This window comes from Pseudomonas germanica (assembly GCF_019614655.1).
Taxonomy (GTDB): domain Bacteria; phylum Pseudomonadota; class Gammaproteobacteria; order Pseudomonadales; family Pseudomonadaceae; genus Aquipseudomonas; species Aquipseudomonas neuropathica.
The window spans coordinates 2,466,220-2,490,405 of the sequence record NZ_CP071586.1 but is presented as its reverse complement, the minus strand read 5'-3'; the positions used below and the strand labels follow the sequence as shown (position 1 = coordinate 2,490,405).

Below are 24,186 nucleotides of genomic sequence, written 5' to 3'. Positions count from 1 at the left end.
CAATTGCCACGATTTGCAGCAACCTGTAGGGTCGCGTTTTTTGCGCCGTTTCGAGATCTGTCATGCAGGATGCAACCCTCCCCCGCCCGGCTCTGCTGGGCATCGACCTTGGCACCACCAACAGTCTGATCGCCGTCTGGCAGGACGGTCAGGCCAGACTGATTCCCAACGCCCTGGGTGATGTGCTGACGCCATCGGTAGTCAGTCTCGATGAAGACGACACGATTCTGGTCGGTAAAGCCGCGCGCGCGCGCCTGACCACGCACCCTGATCGCACCGCTGCAGCGTTCAAGCGCTTCATGGGCAGCGATAAACAAGTCCAGCTCGGTACACGTCAGTTCAGCCCGGAAGAGTTGTCGGCGCTGGTACTCGGCTCACTCAAGCAGGACGCCGAAGCCTTTCTCGGCCACGCGGTTTCGGAAGCAGTGATTTCCGTGCCGGCGTACTTCAGCGACGAACAACGCAAACGCACGCTGTTTGCCGCCGAACTGGCTGGGCTCTCGGTGACACGCCTGATCAACGAGCCGACCGCCGCCGCGATGGCTTACGGGCTGCATGAACAGAAATTCGAACGCACGCTGATCTTCGATCTGGGCGGCGGCACCTTCGACGTCACGGTACTGGAATACGCGTTGCCACTGATCGAAGTGCACGCCTCCACCGGCGACAACTTTCTCGGCGGCGAAGACTTCACTGCCGCGCTGTTGCAGGCCTGCCTGAAGCACTGGCAACTGACTCCGGCAATGGTCGATGCGCAAAGCATGGCCAGCCTCGGTGATGCCCTGGAGCAACTGAAATGCAAACTCGGCGAAGGCATTCAACAACTGAGTTGGCGCCACGCCGACAAGACCTTCGAATGATCACTGGACGAAGCGGCGGCGGTAAAAATCTGGGAGCCGCTACTGGCCCGTTTGCGCGCGCCGATCGAACAGGCCCTGCGCGATGCCCGACTCAAGCCCCGCGACCTCGACAGCCTGGTGCTGGTCGGCGGCGCCACGCGCATGCCGGCGGTGCAGCAAATGGTTGCCACGCTGTTCGGGCGCCTACCTTACCGGCATCTTGATCCGGATACCATTGTTGCGCTCGGGGCGGCGACGCAAGCGGCGTGCAAGGCGCGTGACGGGGCGGTTGAAGAGTTGATTCTGACGGATGTCTGCCCGTATACGCTGGGGATTTCGACCATACGCGGCGAAGACATCAAAGGCGCGTTTTCGCCGATCATCGAGCGCAATACCATCATTCCGACCTCAAGGGTGGAGCGTTACCACACGACATCTCCACGGCAGGAAGTCATCCGTATTGCGGTCTATCAGGGCGAACGTCCGTGGGTACGCGACAACATTTTTATCGATGCTTTCGATGTCACGCTGACGCCCAGCGATGATATCCAGGCGCTGGATGTGCGCTTCAGTTATGACATCAACGGTTTGCTCGAAGTTGACGTCACCCTGCCAGGGACGGGCGAACGCCACAGCCACAGCATTGACCGCAGCCCGACCGGACTCGATGCGCAATCGCGGCAAACCAGTCATGAACGCTTGAGTACACTGAAAATTCACCCCCGCGACACGCTGCCCAACCGAACCCTGCTGGCTCGACTGGAACGGGCGTGGACGCAAAGTCTGGGCGAAGAACGCCAGCGGATTGCCGACTGGCTGGACAGTTTCACCACGGTGCTGGGCGGCCAGCGATCGGAAGAAATCGCCAGCCACCGCTCACAACTCAACAAGGTACTGGATGAGTTGCGCCTCTAGCCGATAAGTCGCCGCAAGGTCGCCTGCAAACCACCGGACAAGGTGCCTTCACCGCCACTGTCCGGTGGCACGCCATAACGATTGGGCAGCTTCTCTCCGGGAAAACCGAACAGTATCAGCGGCAGGAACGGCAACACCGGCGACAGCATTACCAAAATCAGTAACATCGGAATGCCCCGCCCCATGTCATGCAAACGGCGCAGGACCGCACCGAGCAGAAACGCCAGGCCCAGTAGCAACACGACGATGCCGGACACGGGCGTACCGCTGAGCAACGCCGCCACGGGCGTCACCAGCAACGCGCCAATCACCTGCCAGATAAACGCCCCGCGCCCCAGCCGGGTACCCAGGCGCCAGAACGCTCCGGCGGGGGTTGGACGGGTCTCTGCCTTGGCCAGCAGCAAACGCTCAGACCACGACAGCAATGCGCTGAATGCGAAGCGCAGACCGAGTCCATTTTCCGGGTCATCCTTGGCCCGCTGCATGCGCAACAGAACTTTCTGCCTTGGCACGCCCAGATTGCCAAAACGCACCAGATCCTTCAGCACATCCAGCGCCAGGTAAAAGGCGTCGCTGACACCCTCCTCCGTGAGAGCCTCACGGGGCGGGTGAACAGGCTCACCCTTGATCAGACTGTGACGGAAGCCGTCGAACCAGTCCTGTGGATTGACCACCTCGGTGATACTTTCCAGCAGGTATTTGCGCTGTTGCGCAGTGAGCAACGGGTCGTGGTAAAGGACTCCACCCAAGAGCATGCGCCCGAGCAAATCTTCGTTGAAGCTGGCGATGTCGCTGCGCATGCACTCGAACAAACGGTCATTACCCAACAGCCGAGTGCTGTCGAGCGCCTCATGCACACTGAACAACTTGCGCGCGAGCAGCGAGTGCACCGGATCCGCCGCTTGCAGCCAGCCGAGCAGGCCACTGGCACAGCCCTGCTCGCGATTCAGGCGACAGAGCAGCGGCTGCAAACGGGCCAAGGGGTGTTCACGCGCAATATTCATGGCGTCGACGCAGTGTGCCGATTGCGCGTCCAGCCAACGCGTCGGATCGTCGAGGGTGGCCAGCAGGTAAATCGCCTGACGATGCCATTCCCAGACATCAGAATAGCTATCGACGGCCGGAAGCAGCATGCCTTGCGCGGCCAGTTGCGCTTGCAACTTGAGCCCCGCAAGCCGTTCGTCACGTTTGTCGAGACTGAACGCTTCGGCAAGCCGCGCCAGCGATCGGGCGTCGTAAGTGCGCAAACGGCGCATCCACAGCAGGCTGAGTTCAAGCGGTTCGCCCTTTTCCAGCGCCGGCGGCAGTGTCGAGTCACTGGCCAGAAACGCTTCCAGGGCCTGAGGAATCGGCGCCCGGGTCAACCAGCAGATCTGCTGCCCGGCCTGATACTGCAAGCCTTCCAGCACCAGTTGATCGAGCACATCCTCCGGCTCGGATGCCTCCATGATGCGTCGCAGCAATGGCACATCACCACGGTGCAAAGCCCAGGCATGCTGGTAAAGCGTTTGCAGCGGCCGGTCATCACTGTCAATGATCAGCGCCGCCAACAACGGCAACTCGTCACCACTGATACGCCATTCGACAAATGCACCGGCAATGTCCTGCAACTCGAGTTGCCTGGCCCTAAACCAACGCCCGAGTGTCTCCGGGCGCTGCGATGGACTGCCGTACTCTTGGCTGACATCGCTCAGATCCTCGGACCAGTCGCGGAAGTTTTCCAGACGATCAAAGGCCTGAATCAGCAGCGGCAGGCGCTGAGGCTGATGTCGCGCGCACAATGCCAGTAACCACGTCGCCGCTTTCGGATGCTGATGTTCGCGCCAGAGCCGCACCCACGCCTGCAGTGCCAACTCTTCCATTCCCAGCGCACTGCGCTGACAGGCCAACAGATACAGCCAGTCGACATCTTCAGGTGCAAGCCGGTGCTGCTCGCTGATAATGTCGAGAAAGTCTTTGTTGGCGATATCAGCCTGACTGAACTGTATGGCCAGGCGTTGTAATAACCCGTCATCAGCAGGCAGCGGGATGCAAGTGTGCAGGCCGGCGAAATGACGGTAGTCGTCGAGCGACGCCTCTCGGTGCAGGTGATTCAGGGTGCGCACATACCAGAGAGTTTCCAGTTGCGCGACAGCGGGCCAATGGCTCATCAACGAGGTGTCGAACGGATCCGCCGCGCTGATCCGCTGCAAAAACTCGTCGACATGCCGTGCGTTGTCGAAATCCAGATCCAGCATGCGGCTTGCCCAGCCCAGGCGCTGGGCCAACAAACGGGCGCAGACATGGGAAATCGGGCCGGCGTCGAGCAACTCACGTAGCAATGGCCAGCAAACTTCGTCCAGTACCTCCAGCGGCAGACGGTCCAGCTCAAGGTTGAATGCCTGCCAGGCCACCGGGTGAAAGCGACGCGCTGGATCAAGCAGCAATGCTTCAAAGTCGGCCATCGTCTGATCGGCAGGACTGACCTCACCTGCAACCGGTTGATCCGGTTCCTCGGCTTCCTCGCGGGCAAAGCGTAGTGCCAGTTCATAGGCCTCACGCAACGCCTGAAAACCTTCCGGATCGGTTTCCGGGTGGTGCTGCGGCAAGCGCGCGCGATAGGCGCCGCGAATGACGTCGTTGTCTTTGGTGGGCTCGATACCCAAGCGAATCCAGCAGCTCATGACCAGTCGAACTCCCCTAGCGAATCAGGCCGCTCGGGTGGATGCAGGGGCATGTCCCACGGCAATTGTGCGAACAGCGCGCGCGCATCACGATCAAGCTTGCTGATGACCACGGTGGTGCCTATGTAATCGCCTTGCCGGTCATATTCGTGTTCCAGCTCTTCATCCTTGTTGCCCAGGCAATGCCAGAAGGCTTTGCCGAAGACAAAGCCGTTAAGGTAGCTCGTCCAACTGTCGTAGTAGTAGCGCGCGCGTGCCGCCATGCGACCATGCAGCCAAAGGCTTTCGGTGAGATCGATCCAGCCGTGCAGCACCGCAGAACGCAGCAGAAAACCCATGCGGCCAAGGTCCCAGGCACGGATGCCACCTGAACCGCACTCGCCAAATGTGCGACTGGCGAATTCGTAGAAAGCTCGCTGGCGAGTGTCAAGTGTTGCGAGCAAGGCCTGCCATTCTGACGGCAGACACCGCTCCCATTGCCGATAGGCTTCGTTCAACTGCGTAGCGTGGCCGTCATCGGCAGTACGCAGCATGTCCAACAGTTGTTCGCGCGTAGTGATGCCCCAACCACCTTCGACATCGACATGTTTGAGGTCAAAGCAATAGGTGGGTGCGGTGTAATCGGCGTCGGGATTGAGGGCGACCAAAGGCGCAGAAAGCGCGTATAGCCAGCGCTGTTCCATTTCGTCCATGAACAAAGGCTCCGGGGCCAGCGGGAATTAGGGAGTGCCGGCCTTGTTGGCGCGGATTGTAAAGAGCCACAAAGGCAGCGGCAAACGTTGCGTCCGCTTTCTTTGCGCGCACAAAAAAGGCCCCGACGTATCGGGGCCTTCATTCAGCGGCTCATCGCCGGTTCAGACGATTGTGTTGCGGCACATGACTCAGTGCTGCAACGCCGGCTTCTCCACCCCGTTGATCGGGATGCGTTTGGCTTTCGCTTCTTCCGGGATCACTCGCAACAGGTCGATGCTCAGCAGACCGTTTTTCAGATCCGCAGCCTTGATCTCGATGTGATCGGCCAGGCGGAAGGACAGCTTGAAAGCACGTTGGGCGATGCCCTGGTGCAGGAAGGTCACGCCTTCGTTGGCATCACGCTTGCCGCCACTGATGGTCAGCACACCTTTCTCGACTTGCAGTTCCAGGTCTTCTTCCTGGAAACCGGCTGCCGCTACGACAATGCGGTATTGGTCATCACCGTGCTTTTCGACGTTGTAAGGTGGGTAGCTGCTGCCTGGCTCGTTGCGCAGGGCGGTTTCGAACAGGTCGTTGAAACGGTCGAAACCTACCGAGGAACGGAACAGTGGCGCGAGGGAAAATGCAGTACTCATGGTTCAAATCTCCTGAAAACAATCAGCAAGGTTTTTTGACTCCGCGACCCGAATTCGGCATCGCGTACCCCTTAGATAGGGACCGCTGAAATGATTTCAAGAGATTATTTGCAGATTTTTTTCAGGCCGCTTCAGCCACTGGCAGACCGAGCAGACGCGAGACATGATCCGGCTCAGTTTCACGACGCAGAACGGTGAACAGCTCGGCAGCCTCGGGATAATTGCGCGTCAGCATGGCCAGCCATTGCTTCAAGCGGCCTGGCGATTGGCGTGCAGTCATCTGCGCTTTGGCTTGCAGCCAGAAGTCCTGGATCAGCGGCATCAGCTCGGCCCAGGTCATCTCAACCACTTCTTCACCAGCGCGAGCGGCAGCGATCTGTTTGGCCAGATCCGGGCGCGAGACCAGACCGCGACCGAGCATGATGTCTTCCACGCCACTGATTTCGCGGCAACGCCGCCAGTCTTCGACGCTCCAGATATCACCGTTGGCGAACACCGGGACTTTGACCACCTCCTGCACGCGCGGAATCCACTCCCAATGCGCCGGCGGCTTGTAGCCGTCCATTTTGGTTCGGGCATGAACCACAATGTGCTCGGCGCCGCCTTCAGCCAGCGCAGTGGCGCAGACCAGCGAACCGTCGGGGCTGTCGAAGCCCAGGCGCATTTTTGCGGTGACGGGAATGTGCGCGGGTACAGCGCGACGCACGTGCTCGACGATCTGGTTAAGCAGCTCCGGCTCTTTGAGCAGTACCGCGCCGCCACGGGACTTGTTCACGGTCTTGGCCGGGCAGCCGAAGTTGAGGTCGATGACTTCGGAGCCGAGTTCGCAGGCCAGTGCAGCGTTTTCCGCCAGGCAAACCGGGTCGGAACCGAGCAATTGCACGCGCAATGGCACACCGGAGGCGGTGCGGGCACCGTTGAGCAACTCCGGGCCGAACTTGTGGAAATAGGCCGGCGTGAGCAACTGGTCGTTGACCCGAATGAACTCGGTCACACACCAGTCGATGCCGCCAACGCGGGTCAGCACGTCGCGGAGAATGTCGTCGACCAACCCCTCCATGGGCGCCAGAGCAATTTGCATGGGAAAACACTACTTGAAGAAAAACGTGCGGCAGTTTACTGGATATCGCGCAAATCCGCAGATCCCTTGTAGGAGCTGCCGAAGGCTGCGATCTTTTGATTTTGCTGTTTGCAGATCAAGATCAAAAGATCGCAGCCTTCGGCAGCTCCTACAGGGATCGGGTCAGGCTAGTGCCAGGATCGCCGGTCCGTAGCCCTCGACGAACTCGGCCGGCATGCGCTTCGGCTTGCCCGTGGACAGCTCAATGCAGACAAACGTGGTCTGAGCGCGCAACAACGTGGTGTTGTCGCTCGGGCGCTTGAGCTGGAAATGCCGGGTCATCTTCAAGCGTTGATCCCAATCGACAATCCAGGTTGCCAATTGCAGTTCGTCGCCTTCATAGGCGGCGGCGAGATAATCGATCTCGTGACGGACCACGGCCATCGCCCGATCCAGTCGCCGATACTCGACCAGATCCAGGCCCAGACGCTGCGAGTGGCGCCAGGCGCAGCGCTCGAGCCAGGTCACGTATACGGCGTTATTCGCGTGGCCCAACCCGTCGATATCCTCAGCGCCTACTTGCAGATCAATGGTAAACGGCGTTGCCCGATCCCAACCCATGCCCCACTCCTGGTCAAAGTATTCAACCGGAGCAGTGTAACGGAGCTCAGGCCGATTGGCGCGCCTGAAGGCTGCGGCCGGCCAGCAGTGATAACACACCATCAATCACCCGAGGGTCGGCCAGCACGCGCTGGTGCCCGCCGCCCTCAAGGCGCAACAGGCGACTGTCGAACCAGGATTCGTGGATCAGCTGCGACTCCTTGACCGAAACGAAATTATCGTCCTCGGCATGCACGATCAGGCCGGGCATATCCAGTTGATAGTGGGCAACGTCGAGCGTCGCGGCGCGCATACCGACATCTTGCTCGACCTGACGGATGAAGGCGGAGCGCGCTCGCGGCGGCATACCGACGTAGCGGGCGAAACCGCGCAGTACACCCAGAATTCGCGCAGGTGCGGCGATGCTGACGAGGGTTTCGGTGCGCAAGCCCAGTTGCACGGCGAGCATGGCGCTGGCGCCGCCCATGGAGTGACCGATCACCGCTTGCAATGGCGGCAACTCGGCAGCGGCTTCGAGCATTGCCCGAGCGAACAACACGACATTGGCTTCACGCCCCGGCGAACGACCGTGAGCCGGACCATCCAACGCGACGACGGTATACCCGGCATCGACCAGCGCAGTGATCAGCGCGGCGAACTGGGTTGGCCGCCCTTCCCAGCCGTGCATCAGCAGCACTGTCGGGCCTTGGCCCCAGCGCAGCGCCGAGAGGCCAAAGCGCAAAGTGATGCGTTCGGAACTGGCCAGCAGCGGCAACTCCCAATCACGAAGAGGCAGCGAACGTGGCGTCATGAATGCCAGACGCATTTTGCTCGCCACGCGTTTCGGTGCAATCCAGCCCAAGGTGCCATTAACGCCACGAACCCACTTCAACGTGCTCATCGCTCTCTCCTCAGGCGTGTTGCCTTCAGGTCAACGCACCGCCGACTTAGCAGCGCGCAGCAATCGATCGGATAAATCTCCCGGGCCGAGCGCTCTTGCGAGTGCCAGACCACCCACCATCAAGGCCACGTCGGCCAGGGCTTTGTCGGTGTCCTCGGGGCTGGACGCCAACTGCGCAATCATCAATTCCAGGTGCTCGTTCAGCGCGATGCGGAACGATTCCGGCAAACGCCCCAGCTCGCCGATCGACGCTGGAATCGGGCATGCCGCGTCGCTGGAATCACGATGCTTGCGCGACAGGTAAAACGCGGCGACCAAGGCGCGGCGCTCTTCCCCGGTCAGTTCGGCATCCATGTCGGCAATCAGGTCGCGGCGGCGGCCGAGAAGCTGCTTGAACGCTTCCAGCATCATCGCGTCCTTGCTTTCGAAGTGCGCATAGAAACCGCCAACGGTCAGGCCGGCCGCGCCCATCACTTCGCCCACGCTAGGGTCAGCCGGGCCACGCTGGATCAGTGCGGCGCTGGCAGCCTTGAGGATGCGTTCGCGGGTTTGAGCTTTTTTATCGTTCATCGTTGCCTCCGAATATTACGACTAGAATATTATTCGCATAATAATATTCCGCAAGTCAAGGATATGACCGCTGGTCTGATGCACAGTGTAAGGAAAAAGGAGAATTGGCCAAACGCCAGACAAACAAAAGGGCCATTCAATAATTGAATGACCCTTATAAAATCCCGCAGAGCGGGTAATCGTGGCGTCCCCTAGGGGACTCGAACCCCTGTTACCGCCGTGAAAGGGCGGTGTCCTAGGCCACTAGACGAAGGGGACACAAACCTTCTATACAACTGATCAGCGCTGAGAACTGATCGATTCAAGGGCGGTGTGGCCAGACCTTGAACTGTAAATTGGTGGAGCTAAGCGGGATCGAACCGCTGACCTCCTGCATGCCATGCAGGCGCTCTCCCAGCTGAGCTATAGCCCCGGATTTTTCGCCTCGCGGCGGAGTGACATTTTGCAACATCACTTCTGTAAAACTGGCGTCCCCTAGGGGACTCGAACCCCTGTTACCGCCGTGAAAGGGCGGTGTCCTAGGCCACTAGACGAAGGGGACGCAAACCCTTCTATACAACTGATCAACGCTGAGTGTTGATCGCTTCGGAGCCGGTGTGGCCAGGCTTCGAAGTGTAAATTGGTGGAGCTAGACGGGATCGAACCGTCGACCTCTTGCATGCCATGCAAGCGCTCTCCCAGCTGAGCTATAGCCCCTCATCGTTGATGTCATCGCTGAGGACGGGGCGAATCTTAAGGGCGTATCGAAAGCCTGTCAAACTTATTTTTGAAAAATTTCAAAATTTTTCGTCGGCATAACAATCACTTACCGCCCTCCCCCCGTAAATTCGGGAGAAGCGCCGAAGGCACGATCAAAAGATCGCAGCCTTCGGCAGCTCCTGCACAAAGCCGCAAGCGCTTAGGCGATAGCGCCCAGCAGCTTTTCCCACTCTTTGTTTTCTTTCTTCGACACGCCACCCAGCAGGTCAATCGCCTGCCGCAGACGATAACGGGTCAGATCCGGGCCAAGGATTTCCATGGCATCGAGCACCGAGACGGAACTCGCCTGACCGGTGATCGCAGCAAACATCAGCGGCATCGCATCGCGCAGTTTCAACTCCAGCGATTCGACCACGGCCTGAATCGTCGCGGTGATGTTGTCCTTCTCCCACTGACGCAGGCTTTCCAGCTTCCACAGGATCAACTGCATCAACTGGCGAACCTGATCGCCCGAAAGCTTTTTCGATTCAAACAGCTTGGCATCCGGATTGACGCCGCCGGCGAAGAAGAACCCGCCCAACGGGGCAACCTGGCTGAAGGTTTCAACGCGGCCCTGAACGTGCGGCGCGATCTTCATCATGTATTCGGAATTGAACGCCCACTTCTGCACGCGTGCAGCGAACTCTTCCACCGGCAGATCACGCAGCCACTGGCCGTTGAGCCACGACAGCTTCTCGATGTCGAAGATCGGCCCGCCGAGCGAGACACGCTTGAGATCGAAGTTGTCGACCATTTCCTGCAGCGAGAACTTCTCGCGCTCGTCCGGCATCGACCAGCCCATGCGGCCGAGGTAGTTGAGCATCGCTTCCGGCATGAAGCCCATGCGCTCGTAGAATGTCACCGAGGTAGGGTTCTTGCGCTTGGACAGCTTGCTCTTGTCCGGGTTACGCAGCAGCGGCATGTAGCACAGCTCTGGTTGCTCCCAGCCGAAGTACTCGTAAAGCAGAATCAGTTTCGGTGCCGATGGCAGCCACTCTTCGCCCCGCAGCACGTGGGTGATGCCCATCAGGTGGTCGTCAACCACATTGGCGAGGAAGTATGTCGGCAGGCCGTCGGTCTTCATCAGCACTTGCATGTCCATGCGATCCCACGGGATCTCGACGTCGCCACGGAGCATGTCCGGCACCACGCAAACGCCTTCACTCGGCACTTTCATGCGGATAACGTGCGGCTCGCCAGCGGCCAGACGGGCGGCGACTTCTTCTTTCGACAGCAACAGTGCGCGGCCGTCGTAGCGCGGGGTCTCGCCGCGAGCCATTTGCTCGGCGCGCATCTGATCCAGCTCTTCAGCGGTGCAGAAGCACGGGAACGCGTGACCCATGTCGACCAGTTGCTGGCAGTACTTCTGATAGATGTCGCCGCGCTCGCTCTGACGGTATGGACCGTGCGGGCCACCAACGTCCGGGCCTTCGCTCCAGTCGATACCCAACCAGCGCAGGGCGTCGAAGATCTGCTGTTCGGACTCGCGGGTCGAACGCAACTGGTCGGTGTCTTCGATGCGCAGGATGAACTCACCGCCATGCTGCTTGGCAAAGCAGTAGTTGAACAATGCGATGTAAGCGGTACCTACGTGGGGGTCCCCGGTAGGCGATGGCGCGATGCGAGTGCGGACGGTGGTCATGGCATGTCTCGAAAAGAATGAAAAGCAAAACAATCAAGCGGCGAATGGTAACAGGCGACACCCGCCCCGCTCCAGCGGGCAGGGCATTTAAGCCAAGTTTGCGTCTGGAACGCCCGTAAGCCGTGGTGAATGGGCAAATATCAGCGGATGGCATTTACCGTTTATCGGCTGTATGCCAGATTCGCCTGCTGATAACTTTCCTTACAATTCATCGACTACAGTTTGCCCATGCCTGCCCAACTCAAGCGTCGCCTGTTGATTTTCCTACTGCTCGTCCTGCTGGTCGCCGGGGGCTTTTTCGCCCATTGGTTCTTCAAGGGACGCTTTTATGAAAGCACCGACAACGCTTATGTCCAGGGCGAAATCACCCGTGTCTCGAGCCAGTTGAGCGCGCGCATCGATGAAGTGCTGGTGCAGGACAATCAACACGTGGAAAAAGGCCAGTTGCTGGTGCGCCTCGAACCGAATGACTTCCGTCTGGCCATCGATCGCGCCAATGCCGCCCTCGCCACCCGCGAAGCCGAGCGCCTGCAAGCGCAAAGCAAATTGACTCAGCAAGCCAGTCTGATTGCTTCCAGCGACGCACAAGTGGCAACCACCCAAGCAACGCTCGGGCGCTCGCAGATGGATTTGTCGCGTGCCGAAACCCTGCGCAAGCCCGGTTACGTTTCCGAAGAACGCGTGACCACCCTCTCCGCTGACGCTCATATCGCCCGTTCGCAAGTGGCCAAGGCGCAGGCCGATGCGCAAGGTCAGCGTCAGCAGGTCAACGCCCTGAACGCAGAAATCAAACGCCTCGACGCACAGATCGCCAACGCCCGCGCCGATCTGGCGCAAGCCGAACTCAACCTGACCCGCAGCGAAATCCACGCGCCAATCAGTGGTCTGGTCGGCCAGCGCGCCGCCCGTAACGGCCAAGTGGTGCAGGCTGGCGCTTACCTGCTGTCGATCGTCCCGGACGAAGATATCTGGGTGCAGGCCAACTTCAAGGAAACCCAGATCGGCCGCATGCAACCCGGGCAGAAAGCCGAGCTGACCTTCGATGCCTATGGCGACACGCCGATCGAAGCGCGGGTCGACAGCCTGTTCGCCGCGTCCGGCGCGCAATTCAGCCTGCTGCCGCCGGACAATGCCACCGGCAACTTCACCAAAGTCGTGCAACGGATTCCGGTGAAACTGACCTTCAAGGCCGACAACCCGCTGCACGGCAAGATCCGCCCGGGCATGTCCGTCACTGCCAAAGTGAACATCAAAGACGCCCCGGACAATGGCCGGTGATGCACTGATCCGCCCGGTCGGCGAACCGACCCGGCGCGATTGGATTGCGGTGATGAGCGTGATGCTCGGCGCCTTTATGGCCGTGCTCGACATCCAGATCACCAACTCGTCACTGAAAGATATTCAGGGTGCGCTGTCGGCGACGCTGGAAGAAGGTTCGTGGATTTCCACCTCGTATCTGGTCGCGGAAATCATCATGATTCCGCTGACCGCGTGGCTGGTGCAACTGCTGTCGGCACGACGGCTGGCGGTGTGGGTGTCGCTGGGCTTTCTGGTTTCATCGCTGCTGTGCTCGATGGCCTGGAGCCTGGAGAGCATGATCGTCTTCCGCGCCATGCAGGGTTTTACCGGCGGCGCGCTGATCCCGCTGGCGTTCACCCTGACCTTGATCAAACTCCCCGAACACCACCGCGCCAAAGGCATGGCGATGTTTGCCATGACCGCGACCTTCGCCCCATCCATCGGCCCGACGCTGGGCGGCTGGCTCACGGAAAACTGGGGTTGGGAATACATCTTCTACATCAACATTCCGCCGGGCCTGATCATGATTGCCGGCCTGATGTACGGGCTGGAGAAGAAAGAAGCGCACTGGGAACTGCTGAAAAGCACCGACTACACCGGCATTCTCACGCTGGGGATTGGCCTCGGTTGTCTGCAGGTATTCCTTGAAGAAGGCCATCGCAAGGATTGGCTGGAGTCGAGCCTGATCGTGACCCTGGGCAGCATTGCCCTGCTCAGCCTGATTACCTTTGTGATCGTGCAGATTTCCAAACCGAATCCGCTGATCAATCTGGGCATCCTGCGTAATCGCAATTTCGGTCTGTCGAGTATTTCCAGTCTGGGCATGGGTGTCGGGTTGTACGGTTCAATCTATCTGTTGCCGCTGTATCTGGCGCAGATCCAGAACTACAACGCCCTGCAGATCGGCGAAGTGATCATGTGGATGGGCGTGCCGCAGCTGTTCCTGATTCCGCTGGTGCCCAAACTGATGAAGTTTGTTTCGCCGAAATGGCTGTGCACGATCGGCTTTGGGCTGTTCGGGTTGGCGAGTTTTTCATCGGGGGTGCTCAACCCGGATTTTGCCGGGCCGCAGTTCAATCAGATCCAGATCATTCGAGCGCTGGGGCAGCCGCTGATCATGGTGACCATTTCGCTGATCGCCACGGCTTACATTTTGCCGCAGGATGCGGGGTCGGCGTCGAGTCTGTTCAATATTCTGCGTAACCTCGGCGGTGCGATCGGGATTGCTTTGTTGGCGACGCTTCTGGATGCGCGCACCAAGACTTACTTCGATTATTTGCGCGAGGCGGTGGTGCCGACCAATCCGCAGGTGGCCGAGCGGTTGGCGTCGATGACTGATCGGTTTGGCAGTGATACGGCGGCGTTGGGCAAGCTGAGCGAGATCGTCCATCAGCAGGCGGCGATCATGGCTTACAACGATGCGTTTCACTTTGTCGGGATTGCGCTGGGGATCAGCATGTTGGCGATTTTGTTGACCAAGAAATTGCCGCAAGGGCTGAAGGCTGGGGAGTCCCACTAACTGCAACTGATCGTTCCCATGCTCCGCGTGGGAATGACTCCGGCGACGCTCTGCGTCACAGCGGACGCGGAGCGTCCGGGGCTGCATTCCCACGCAGAGCGTGGGAACGATCCTCCTTACACAGCCAAAAGCCGTTCGCGCAGTTTGGCAATCTCGTCGCGCATCTGCGCCGCCGCTTCAAATTCCAGATCCCGCGCCAGCTGATACATCTTCTCTTCCAGCGCACGAATACGCTTGGTGATCTCGCTCGGCGAACGCAGTTCTGCTTCGTACTTGGCGTTTTCTTCGGCGGCTTTGGCCATGCCTTTGCGCTTCTTGCTGCGCGAACCCGGCACGGTGGCGCCTTCCATGATGTCGGCGACGTCCTTGATCACCCCGCGCGGAGTGATGCCGTTTTCCAGGTTGAAGGCGATCTGCTTGTCGCGACGCCGCTCGGTTTCGCCAATCGCCCGCTCCATCGAACCAGTCATCCGATCGGCGTAAAGAATCGCCCGGCCATTGAGGTTACGCGCCGCCCGGCCGATGGTCTGAATCAGCGAACGCTCGGAACGCAGAAAGCCTTCTTTGTCGGCGTCGAGGATCGCCACCAGCGACACTTCCGGCATGTCCAGGCCTTCACGCAGCAAGTTGATCCCGACCAGCACATCAAAGGTACCGAGGCGCAGATCACGGATGATTTCCACGCGCTCAACGGTGTCGATATCCGAGTGCAGATAACGCACGCGCACGCCGTGATCGGCGAGGTAATCGGTAAGGTCTTCGGCCATGCGTTTGGTCAGCGTGGTGACCAGCACCCGCTCCTCGACCGCCACGCGTTTGCTGATTTCCGAGAGCAGATCGTCGACCTGAGTCAGCGCCGGACGCACTTCAACCTGCGGGTCGACCAGGCCAGTCGGCCGCACCACTTGCTCAACCACCCGCCCGGCGTGCTCGGCTTCGTAGTTGCCCGGCGTCGCCGAGACGAAAATGGTCTGCGGGCTGACCCCTTCCCACTCGTCAAACCGCATCGGCCGGTTGTCCAGCGCCGACGGCAAACGGAAGCCGTATTCAACGAGGGTTTCCTTACGCGAACGGTCGCCCTTATACATCGCGCCGACCTGCGGCACGCTGACGTGGGATTCGTCGATCACCAGCAAGGCGTCGGCCGGCAGATAATCGTAGAGCGTTGGCGGCGCCGCGCCGGCCGGGCGACCGGACAGGTAGCGCGAGTAGTTCTCGATGCCGTTGCAATAACCCAACTCGAGGATCATCTCCAGGTCGAAACGGGTGCGCTGTTCAAGACGCTGGGCTTCGACCAGTTTGTTGTTGCTGCGCAGGTATTCGAGGCGTTCCTGCAATTCGACCTTGATGTGTTCGATGGCGTCGAGCAGGGTTTCCCGTGGCGTTACATAGTGGCTCTTCGGGTAAAAGGTGAAGCGCGGCATCTTGCGGATGACTTCGCCGGTCAGCGGGTCGAACGCGGAAATGCTTTCGACCTCGTCATCGAACAGCTCGATGCGGATCGCTTCCAGATCGGATTCCGCCGGATAGATGTCGATCACGTCGCCGCGCACACGGAAAGTCGCGCGGGCAAAGTCCATGTCATTGCGCGTGTATTGCAAGTCGGCCAGCCGCCGCAGCAGCGCACGCTGATCGAGTTTGTCGCCGCGATCGACGTGCAGCACCATCTTCAAATAGGTTTCCGGGCTACCCAGACCGTAGATGCACGACACCGTGGTGACGATGATCGCGTCTTTACGTTCCAGCAACGCTTTGGTTGCGGACAGGCGCATCTGCTCGATGTGGTCGTTGATCGACGCATCCTTCTCGATGAAGGTGTCGGACGACGGCACATAGGCTTCCGGCTGATAGTAGTCGTAGTAGGAAACGAAATACTCGACGGCATTATTCGGGAAGAACGCCTTGAACTCACCGTACAGCTGCGCAGCAAGGGTCTTGTTCGGCGCCAGCACCAGGGTCGGGCGCTGAATCTGCGAAATGACATTGGCGATGCTGAAGGTCTTGCCCGAGCCGGTCACACCGAGCAGCGTCTGGTGCGCCAGCCCGGCCTCGATGCCCTCCACCAATTGGCGGATGGCTTCTGGCTGGTCGCCGGCGGGCTCGAAGCGGGTGACGAGCTGGAATTCGGACATATACACCTCTGGGATCGCGGCATTCCGAGCAAAGCGGAACACCACGGGGACGACCGCAAACGACCGGTGTCGCGCAAGAAAAAACCTGGATTGTGCTCAATGTGGTGGCGATTGCCTCACCTTTCAAGGCAAACGTCCTACATCCGGTAAAGACTCTGACACGAGCAGTCGACTAACGGTCAAGAAATAATCGGAAAAACTTACCCTAAAAGCCGAATCGCCTGTCGCCATTATTCAGTAATGGCCTCTATACTAGCTCCCCGTTTGTGCACCGCTCTAGTGCATCCGGCTGGAGCGCGACACGTCCCTCCATTCTCCATTCAGAGCCGCCGCAATAATGAGCCTGTTCTCCGCTGTCGAAATGGCACCCCGCGATCCAATCCTGGGCCTCAACGAAGCATTCAACGCCGATACCCGGACCACCAAGGTCAACCTGGGCGTGGGTGTTTACTGCAACGAAGAGGGGCGAATTCCACTTCTGCGCGCCGTGATCGAAGCCGAAACCGTTCGCGCCGCTCAACACGCTTCGCGCGGCTACCTGCCGATCGATGGTATCGCCGCCTACGACCAGGCCGTGCAAAAGCTGCTGTTCGGCAACGACTCGCCGCTGATCAGCGCCGGTCGCGTCATCACCACTCAGGCCGTCGGCGGGACCGGCGCACTGAAGATCGGTGCCGACTTCCTCAAGCAACTGCTGCCGAACGCCGTCGTGGCGATCAGTGACCCAAGCTGGGAAAACCACCGTGCCCTGTTCGAAACCGCCGGCTTCCCGGTGCAGAACTACCGTTACTACGACGCAGCCAGCCACGATGTGAATCGTGCTGGCATGCTCGACGACCTCAACGCCCTGCCGAACGGCTCGATCGTCGTCCTGCACGCCTGCTGCCACAACCCGACCGGCGTCGACCTGACCCCGGCGGACTGGAACAACGTGCTGGAAGTGGTTAAAGCCAAAGGTCACGTGCCGTTCCTCGACATGGCCTATCAAGGTTTTGGCGACGGCATCGATGAAGACGCCGCGGCCGTGCGCCTGTTCGCTGAGTCCGGTCTGACTTTCTTCGTTTCGAGCTCGTTCTCCAAATCGTTCTCGCTGTACGGCGAGCGCGTTGGTGCGCTGTCGATCATCAGCGAATCGAAAGAAGAAAGCGCGCGCGTGCTGTCGCAGGTCAAGCGTGTGATCCGCACCAACTACTCCAACCCGCCGACCCACGGCGCAAGCATCGTTGCAGCTGTATTGAACAGCCCGGAACTGCGTGCACAATGGGAAGCCGAGCTGGCGGAAATGCGTCTGCGCATTCGCGGCATGCGCGAGCAGATGGTTGCCCTGCTGGCAGAGAAAGCCCCGGGCCGCGACTTCAGCTTCGTCGGTCGTCAGCGCGGCATGTTCTCCTACTCAGGCCTGACCACTGAACAAGTGCATCGCCTGCGTAACGAGTTCGGCATCTACGCCCTGGACACCGGCCGCATCTGCGTGGCTGCGCTGAACCAGAGCAACATCAAGGCGGTAACGGATGCGATTGTTCAGGTCATCTGATTTCGCACTGTGATGAAAAACGGGAAGCCTTGGGGCTTCCCGTTTTTTATTTGTCCCGGATAACGCCCCATACCCTCTAGACTGCACACAAATCCAAAATGTAGGAGTTAGCCTGCTCGCGATAGCGGCGTGTCAGGTAATGAAGCTTCGACTGACACGACGCTATCGCGAGCAGGCGAAGGCCTACAGGTTTTGTGTACACCCGAGATTTCTGAAGAGACCCAATATGAAAAACGACAACCTGCGCGCCGACCGTGACGATCTGGATGATTTCATCCCCCGCGCATCGGCCAAGCGCGAAAAGAGCCTGGTACTGCAAGTCGCCGCCGGGGTGTTCCTGGGTGGCCTGGTCCTGTGGCTGGTGCAACTGGCCGCCACCGCGGCTTACGCCAAACTGATGATGGGCACCATCACCTTCGGCAGTTAAGCCAGTTCGATCGCACGCTGACTCGCGGCGTCGTCATAAACGACGTACAGCGATTCGGCGATCTGACTCTTGATCGCCTTGGTGCTTTCAAGACCCAGGACGAAGCCTTCGGCCTTGCCACCGGCGCGGTTCAATTCCTCAGCGGTGCTGGCCTGGGTGATTGCATCGAAGAGTTTTTCGGCGTGAGGGCCAACGCCCTTGGGTAGGCTGATTTGCGCGATGCTCATGCGAACACCTCGCTGTTGCGGGATAAATGGTTCATGACGCAGACCTTTTTCGGCGAATGGCCGGCAGCGCGTGTGACCACTTCCGGGCGCCCATGGTAGACCTCTACCGCAGTTCTGGTAACCGCCAATCGCTGACAAGTCACCGTTCGTCCCGAGGATTCAGCTAATTTTACAACCTGCGCTTGACTTCTCTTTTTGAATCAGTAACATACGCACCAATTCCGCAATAGCTCAGTTGGTAGAGCAAATGACTGTTAATCATTGGGTCCCTGGTTCGAGTCCAGGTTGTGGAGCCAAATAGCAAAGCCCCTGAATCGAAAGATTCAGGGGCTTTTTTGTGGGCGCTCGAAAAGATCTGAAGATCGCAGCCTTCGGCAGCTCCTACAGATTCAGCGTTCATCCGCAGAATCGGCGGAGCATGAGATCTGTGTAGGAGCTGCCGAAGGCTGCGATCTTTTGATCTTGAAATGAAAAAGGGCCGATCTGTGTGTAATAGATCGGCCCTTTTTGTTTAGAGACAGCCGTCAGACGTGCTCGCTACTCTTTACCTGCACCTTCGACGCACCCTGCCCATGATCGTGATCATCAGGCTCAATGACCGGCACTTCCTTGCCATCGCAGTCATGCAGCTTGCCGTCGCTGAAGTAATCGCCTTCACGCAGCGCCGCCAAGTCGCGATAGCGCAGGGTCCGCTCTTCCGCCGCCGCAAACACCGACTGCTGATCCGAGTTACCGGCGGTGAAGTGGTTGAAAGCCAGGTTGAGCAGGATCGCCATGATCGCCGACGAGCTGATGCCCGAGTGGAAAATGGTCGCGAACCAGCTTGGGAAGTGATCGTAGAAGTTCGGTGCGGCAATCGGGATCATGCCGAAACCGATCGAAGTGGCGACGATGATCAGGTTGACGTTGTTGCGGTAATCAACCTTCGACAGCGTACGGATACCGCTCGCTGCCACCGTGCCGAACAGCACGATACCGGCGCCGCCGAGTACCGACGTCGGCACTGCTGCGATAACCCGGCCCATGAACGGCAGCAGACCAAGAATCACCAGGAAGATACCGCCAGTAGCGACCACGTAACGGCTCTTGATCCCGGTAACCGCCACCAGCCCAACGTTCTGGGCGAAGGCGCTCTGGGTGAACGAACCGAAAATCGGCGCAAACATGCTCGACAGCATGTCTGCCCGCAGGCCATTGCCCAGGCGTTTGGAATCGACCTTGGTGCCGATGATTTCACCGACCGCAAGAATGTCCGCCGAAGTTTCCACCAGGGTCACCATGACCACGATGCACATCGACAGAATTGCAGCGAAGTGGAAGGTCGGCATGCCGAAATGGAACGGCGTCGGGAAGCCAAACATCGGCCCCGTGGTGACGCTGGAGAAATCCGCCATGCCAAGGAACACCGCCAGCACCGTGCCAATCACCATGGCCAACAGGATCGACAGACGCGAGATGGTCGAGCTGCCGACCTTGCTCAGCAGCAACACCAGCACCAGCGTGACCGCCGCCAGACCGATGTTCTGCATGCTGCCGAAGTCCGGCGCATGGCTGTTGCCGCCCATGGCCCAGCGTGCGGCCACCGGCATCAGCGTCAAGCCGATGGTGGTGATCACGATGCCGGTGACCAGCGGCGGGAAGAACTTGGTGATTCGCGAGAACACCGGCGTAATCAATAAGCCGATCAAGGACGCGGCAATCACTGCGCCAAGCACCGACTGGAAGCCGCCCTCCCCGCCACTGCTGACGATCGCGACCATGGTCGCCACACCGGAGAACGACACGCCCTGCACCAGCGGCAACTGACAACCAAAAAACGGTAGACCCAGGGTTTGCAGCAGCGTCGCCAGCCCCCCCGCAAACAATGAAGCAGCAATCAGCAAACCAATGTCCGCCGGCGACAGGCCGGCCGCCTGGCCGATGATCAGTGGCACCGCAACGATACCGCCGTACATGGTCAGAACATGTTGCAGGCCGTAAGCCATATTCGCGCCGACCCCGAGATTTTCGTCCTCGGGCCGTTGGTGTGAAACATGGGGCGTTTTCATGGTGGGGGGTTCCCTGGTTTTTGTTATGCGCACACTGTATTCAAAACTCGCGACAAGTGTCCATGGTTTTGTATACAAAATATCAGGCACGGGTTACTCGTCACTCAAACGGCCTGATGTCTTGAGTACCCCCTCATCACGTGGCACGATCAGAAGCCATGCTGTACGGACCAACGGATGCCCCCAGCCGGGCAAGAAAAGGAAGTCACCATGAGTGGAAAACCCGCTGCACGCGCCACAGACGCCACAACATGCCCTGCCCATGCGGCGCAGAAAATAGTTGCCGGTTCTCCCGACGTATTCTTCGATGGTCTGCCTGCCGCGCGCCTTGGCGATCCAGCCTCTTGCGGCAGCGCCATCAGCGGCAACATTTCCGCAACCGTCTTCATCAACGGTAAAAACGCCGCCACCCAAGGCAGTCAGGGCAGCCACGGCGACGTTATCGTCGGCGGTTCCGGCACCGTCATCATTGGCCAGAGTGGTGGTGGCGCGCCGATCAGTCCCGTTCCGCCGATCAACTTGGGTTTCGATGAACAGTTCACGTTACTGGACGCCGACGGCGAGCCTGTCCCCGACTTCGCTTACAAAATCACCACCGCGTCTGGCAAGGTAATCCGTGGCGTCACCAATGAGCGCGGACTGACCCAGAGAGTATCGACCCGAGCGAGCGAACTGCTGCATCTGGAGCCTGACGACCTGGCCTGAACAGGAAGAACCAGTGGCTGAATTCACCTGAAAGGAGTTGTAACCAGCATGGCGCAGGCAATCCTCAGCAATAACCGGGCTCCCTCGAATCGACAGGGTGGCAGTACGCATCCCGCAGCCGTTGTCACCAAATACACCAAACGAGCCGACGAAAACGGCTGGCTGAGTGTAAAACTCGAACCAAAAGGCACGCTCATCGCCCTCTGCGAATACACCAAAGTGACCTTCACCAAAGAGTCCGGTGGTCGAACCTACTTCCGGATTGCCGACGGCAATTCGGAGTTCGTCGGGCAGACGGCCAGCCTGAAAACCGAAAATGCCTTGAAGTACCTGATGGATACCCCGCCAACGGCGCCGGCCACCGTCAAGGTCAAGTACACCGGTGCACCGGTTCATGCGGTCTCGGAATTTAAAGGCAAACTCCTGCAGCAATGGGCACAGGTCAGTTTCAATGGCAAAACGGCGAAGGTGACGCTGAACAGCCAGTGGGGCGGCGAATTTACCCCGATCCCTCCCGGACGCCACCGGATCATGGCCCCGGACCGCTCCCACGGAAATATCTCCACGGATGGCTACAAGGCACAAGGTAATCTGCATTGCACCGACGTCTGGTTTCCAATCGAACTGCAAGGCACAAAAGGCAACAGCAGTCGTTACATCCACGTCGGTCATTTGTCCGACGGCTGTGTCACCTTTTATGAGCTGATCAAATGGAACGACATCTACGACTACCTGATCTGCCGGCGAGTTAAAGGTGAAGGCGGGAAATATGTCGGTGAATTGCTGGTGGAGAAATAATTGAAACGGTTGCTACTTATCCGATTAATACCCGCGCTGTTGCTGGTCGTTGCCAACAGCGCCAGTGCCGACTTTGGCTGTGATGACTTTCTGTCGAAGCTCGCAGACAAGCCATCGTTTGTTGAATTCAAAGGCTGCACACAGGCGCTTGACCGCATGGGCCAGCCATTTTCCGCCAGCTATGAAGTGTCCGGGGCCAATGCTTCGAAAGCCGAACAGTACCTTGAACAGCACTTCGGGATTTCGCCGATCACGCGCGCCTGTTGTGTCTGGGACTCGACCCAAAATGGTTTCAGAGACCCGGCAACAGGCATCAACTACCTCATCAGCATTGGCTCAGAGGAGACAGAGGTCAGGCAACGGGAGTCGTGGGCCAAGATCAATCTGTTCACGATCCAGGTCGATGCTTACGCTGAAGATCCCTGACCAGACTCGATAAGGCGTCCTAGCACCGGCCTCAACAACTCCGGGCTCGCGACCCGAATCCCGAACTCAACCTCAAGCAGACCGAGTAGATCCCCGGCGTCCGCGATATCACGCCGCTCGCTCTCGGCGCCCATGCGGTGAACAGCGAAGCTGCCGTTGTTCAGCGTCTTGCGCCAGCCCTCACCGGTGCGCGCAACCATCAGGCGCTGACTGAACGGTGACTCAGGATGGGTCGAGACGTACCAGTTGCCAATGGTGTAATCGATGTCTTCCTGGCGTTGCAGGTCGAACAGGTACATCGGCCGCCATTCACCCGCCACGTTGGCACGCAGCATGTAGCCGTCGGCCTGTTTCTCAATGCGATAAGGTTCGTGAGGCGTTGGTTGCTCAGTCTCGGTGTCAAGGAGCAGCGGTGCAGTCGGCACCATGCCACCGAAGCCGACATCTGTGATGTAGCGCACGTCGTCGATAGTCACCAGACTCAAACGGTGTGTGCGCGCTGTCCAGCTGCCTTCGGGCTGATTCATTACCACGCGCCCGCTGATGGCCCGAGCGTCGAAGCCCAGTTCCAGCAACAGGGCAAAGAACAAGTTATTCAGTTCATAGCAGTAACCGCCGCGCCCACCGAGCAGGACTTTCTCTTCAATGGACGGCAGATCGATCAACACCGGCGCGCCGGTAATCGTCGCAAGATTCTCGAAAGGGAACACGCCGGTATGGCGCAGTTGCAGCAAGCGCAGGGTCACCAGTGTCGGTTCCGGTGGCGTTTCAAAACCCAGACGTTGCAGGTACAGCTTCAGATTCGTCAGGCGTGGCTCACTCATTGCTCGATCCTTATGCATGGGGCCGCAGGTCACTGCGTTGATGGTCGCCATGTATACGGGATCAGGCACTGTTTTCGACAATTGATTTCGCCAATCGCCCGCTAGCGCTTCTTGCGGGAACCGATGCGAATCCACGTCGGCGCATGGTCGCTGGCGTGCGGTTCATTGCGCACCCAGGCGTCTACGCCGGCTTCATGCAGATAAGGACTCAGCGCCGGGTTGAGCAGCAGATGATCGATGCGCAGACCGGAGTTGGTTTGCCAATGCTGCCGAAAGTAATCCCAAAACGTATAGAGCCGATCCTCGGGATACAGATGCCGCAGCGAATCGGTCCAGCCCTGATCGAGCAAGCGCTGATAACACTCGCGGCTCTCGGGTTGCAGTAGCGCATCCTTGAGCCAGGAACGGGTGTTGTAGATGTCCATGTCGGTGGGCACGACGTTGTAGTCGCCGGCCAGCACCACCGGGTGATCGCTGCTTTGCAGGTCTTTGGCGTAGCTGATCAGCCGTTCGAACCACGCTAGTTTGTAATCGAATTTCGGCCCCGGTTGCGGGTTGCCGTTGGGCAGGTACAGGCAACCGACCAACACGCCATGCACCGCCGCTTCCAGATAACGACTGTGCTTGTCATCGGGATCACCCGGCAGACCGCGCCGGCTCTCCAGCGGCTGCGCATCGCGGGCGAGAATCGCTACACCGTTCCAGGAGGCCTGGCCCTGCCAGATCGCGCCGTAACCGGCGGCTTCCAGTTCTGCTGCGGGAAACGCCGTGTCGACGGATTTGAGTTCTTGCAGGCAGGCGATATCAGGCTGCTCGCGCTTGAGCCAATCCAGCAGGTTCGGCAAACGCGCGCGTAAACCGTTGACGTTGTAAGTGGCGATTCGCAGGTTTTTCATCGGCTGAGGCTCCTGCCCAAGGGCTGTAAAAATTGTGACCCCGTGATCATCGCGCCGGTTGCATCGGATCAGTCTCGTGCGGCGTAATGGGCACT

The 24,186-nt window shown here is 59.2% G+C and carries 20 protein-coding genes, 5 tRNA genes and 1 pseudogene; 9 read left to right on the top strand and 17 right to left on the bottom strand.

Translation table 11 applies throughout. The annotated features are described in order from the left end of the window. The first annotated feature begins 62 nt into the window (after positions 1-62). Positions 63-1,754: pseudogene (locus J0G10_RS10925) on the top strand (Hsp70 family protein). Here J0G10_RS10925 and J0G10_RS10920 read toward each other — a convergent pair. The 12 genes from J0G10_RS10920 to gltX all read right to left on the bottom strand — a co-directional run bounded on the left by J0G10_RS10920 (position 1,751) and on the right by gltX (position 11,256). Then, the gene (locus tag J0G10_RS10920) at positions 1,751-4,417 is read right to left on the bottom strand and encodes a DUF805 domain-containing protein (RefSeq protein WP_220558415.1); all 2,667 of its coding nucleotides are present in this window, start codon (positions 4,415-4,417) and stop codon (positions 1,751-1,753) included. The pseudogene J0G10_RS10925 and the gene J0G10_RS10920 sit on opposite strands and share 4 nt — an antisense overlap. Continuing rightward, positions 4,414-5,109, bottom strand: a complete 696-nt coding sequence (locus J0G10_RS10915) for a DUF1266 domain-containing protein (RefSeq protein ID WP_095047658.1) — start codon at positions 5,107-5,109, stop codon at positions 4,414-4,416. The genes J0G10_RS10920 and J0G10_RS10915 overlap by 4 nt, the downstream gene beginning before the upstream one ends. A gap of 189 nt (positions 5,110-5,298) precedes the next feature. After that, on the bottom strand, positions 5,299-5,745 hold the full coding sequence (locus J0G10_RS10910; RefSeq protein ID WP_093432063.1) for an Hsp20 family protein: 447 nt from the start codon (positions 5,743-5,745) through the stop codon (positions 5,299-5,301). A gap of 121 nt (positions 5,746-5,866) precedes the next feature. Then, positions 5,867-6,826 (bottom strand): tRNA dihydrouridine synthase, encoded by a 960-nt coding sequence (locus J0G10_RS10905; RefSeq protein WP_038363617.1) that lies wholly within the window; start codon positions 6,824-6,826, stop codon positions 5,867-5,869. A gap of 162 nt (positions 6,827-6,988) precedes the next feature. Further along, a complete protein-coding gene (locus J0G10_RS10900) occupies positions 6,989-7,426 on the bottom strand; it encodes an acyl-CoA thioesterase (RefSeq protein WP_095047659.1) in 438 nt (145 codons plus the stop codon). A 46-nt stretch (positions 7,427-7,472) separates the two neighbouring features. Next, on the bottom strand, positions 7,473-8,306 hold the full coding sequence (locus J0G10_RS10895) for an alpha/beta fold hydrolase (protein ID WP_095047660.1): 834 nt from the start codon (positions 8,304-8,306) through the stop codon (positions 7,473-7,475). Positions 8,307-8,336: 30 nt separating this feature from the next. Further along, on the bottom strand, positions 8,337-8,876 hold the full coding sequence (locus J0G10_RS10890) for a TetR/AcrR family transcriptional regulator (RefSeq protein ID WP_007913421.1): 540 nt from the start codon (positions 8,874-8,876) through the stop codon (positions 8,337-8,339). Positions 8,877-9,058: 182 nt separating this feature from the next. Then, positions 9,059-9,134 (bottom strand) — tRNA-Glu (locus tag J0G10_RS10885). Positions 9,135-9,212: 78 nt separating this feature from the next. Further along, positions 9,213-9,288 (bottom strand) — tRNA-Ala (locus J0G10_RS10880). 53 nt (positions 9,289-9,341) lie between these two features. Further along, a tRNA-Glu gene (locus J0G10_RS10875) sits at positions 9,342-9,417 on the bottom strand. Positions 9,418-9,496: 79 nt separating this feature from the next. Next, positions 9,497-9,572: transfer RNA gene (locus tag J0G10_RS10870), tRNA-Ala, on the bottom strand. 202 nt (positions 9,573-9,774) lie between these two features. Further along, a complete protein-coding gene (gene gltX / locus J0G10_RS10865) occupies positions 9,775-11,256 on the bottom strand; it encodes a glutamate--tRNA ligase (RefSeq protein WP_007913414.1) in 1,482 nt (493 codons plus the stop codon). A 228-nt stretch (positions 11,257-11,484) separates the two neighbouring features. On the opposite strand from gltX, the gene J0G10_RS10860 reads away from it, so the two are divergent. Together J0G10_RS10860 and J0G10_RS10855 are read left to right on the top strand one after the other, a co-directional pair. Further along, positions 11,485-12,534, top strand: a complete 1,050-nt coding sequence (locus J0G10_RS10860) for an HlyD family secretion protein (protein WP_095124829.1) — start codon at positions 11,485-11,487, stop codon at positions 12,532-12,534. Further along, positions 12,524-14,074: an MDR family MFS transporter gene (locus J0G10_RS10855; protein ID WP_095124831.1), complete on the top strand. Its 1,551-nt coding sequence runs from the start codon at positions 12,524-12,526 to the stop codon at positions 14,072-14,074. The genes J0G10_RS10860 and J0G10_RS10855 overlap by 11 nt, the downstream gene beginning before the upstream one ends. A gap of 116 nt (positions 14,075-14,190) precedes the next feature. Here J0G10_RS10855 and uvrB read toward each other — a convergent pair whose 3' ends face one another. Continuing rightward, positions 14,191-16,206: an excinuclease ABC subunit UvrB gene (uvrB, locus tag J0G10_RS10850; RefSeq protein WP_007913411.1), complete on the bottom strand. Its 2,016-nt coding sequence runs from the start codon at positions 16,204-16,206 to the stop codon at positions 14,191-14,193. Between the two features lie 337 nt (positions 16,207-16,543). Between uvrB and J0G10_RS10845 the strand changes: the two genes are divergently transcribed. Together J0G10_RS10845 and J0G10_RS10840 are read left to right on the top strand one after the other, a co-directional pair. Next, on the top strand, positions 16,544-17,740 hold the full coding sequence (locus J0G10_RS10845; RefSeq protein ID WP_095124833.1) for an amino acid aminotransferase: 1,197 nt from the start codon (positions 16,544-16,546) through the stop codon (positions 17,738-17,740). 226 nt (positions 17,741-17,966) lie between these two features. Beyond that, on the top strand, positions 17,967-18,167 hold the full coding sequence (locus J0G10_RS10840) for a hypothetical protein (RefSeq protein ID WP_095047664.1): 201 nt from the start codon (positions 17,967-17,969) through the stop codon (positions 18,165-18,167). Here the strand turns inward: J0G10_RS10840 and J0G10_RS10835 are convergent. After that, positions 18,164-18,394: a hypothetical protein gene (locus J0G10_RS10835; RefSeq protein WP_093432041.1), complete on the bottom strand. Its 231-nt coding sequence runs from the start codon at positions 18,392-18,394 to the stop codon at positions 18,164-18,166. The two genes, J0G10_RS10840 and J0G10_RS10835, sit on opposite strands and share 4 nt — an antisense overlap. Before the next feature lie 220 nt (positions 18,395-18,614). Between J0G10_RS10835 and J0G10_RS10830 the strand changes: the two genes are divergently transcribed. Beyond that, positions 18,615-18,690, top strand: a tRNA-Asn gene (locus J0G10_RS10830). 228 nt (positions 18,691-18,918) lie between these two features. Here J0G10_RS10830 and J0G10_RS10825 read toward each other — a convergent pair. Beyond that, a complete protein-coding gene (locus J0G10_RS10825) occupies positions 18,919-20,442 on the bottom strand; it encodes a nucleobase:cation symporter-2 family protein (protein ID WP_095047665.1) in 1,524 nt (507 codons plus the stop codon). A gap of 210 nt (positions 20,443-20,652) precedes the next feature. Between J0G10_RS10825 and J0G10_RS10820 the strand changes: the two genes are divergently transcribed. The 3 genes from J0G10_RS10820 to J0G10_RS10810 are packed head-to-tail and all read left to right on the top strand — an operon-like array spanning position 20,653 to position 22,371. Next, positions 20,653-21,147 (top strand): PAAR domain-containing protein, encoded by a 495-nt coding sequence (locus tag J0G10_RS10820; protein ID WP_095047666.1) that lies wholly within the window; start codon positions 20,653-20,655, stop codon positions 21,145-21,147. 48 nt (positions 21,148-21,195) lie between these two features. Next, the gene (locus J0G10_RS10815; RefSeq protein ID WP_095047667.1) at positions 21,196-21,945 is read left to right on the top strand and encodes a hypothetical protein; all 750 of its coding nucleotides are present in this window, start codon (positions 21,196-21,198) and stop codon (positions 21,943-21,945) included. Further along, positions 21,946-22,371, top strand: coding sequence for a DUF4952 domain-containing protein (locus tag J0G10_RS10810; protein WP_095047668.1), 426 nt, complete (start codon positions 21,946-21,948; stop codon positions 22,369-22,371). Here J0G10_RS10810 and J0G10_RS10805 read toward each other — a convergent pair. Together J0G10_RS10805 and xth are read right to left on the bottom strand one after the other, a co-directional pair. Further along, positions 22,353-23,195, bottom strand: a complete 843-nt coding sequence (locus tag J0G10_RS10805; protein WP_095047669.1) for an arylamine N-acetyltransferase family protein — start codon at positions 23,193-23,195, stop codon at positions 22,353-22,355. The two genes, J0G10_RS10810 and J0G10_RS10805, sit on opposite strands and share 19 nt — an antisense overlap. A 101-nt stretch (positions 23,196-23,296) precedes the next feature. After that, complete coding sequence (gene xth, locus J0G10_RS10800) at positions 23,297-24,091, bottom strand: exodeoxyribonuclease III (RefSeq protein WP_095047670.1); 795 nt, start codon at positions 24,089-24,091, stop codon at positions 23,297-23,299. Between the last annotated feature and the right edge of the window lie 95 nt (positions 24,092-24,186).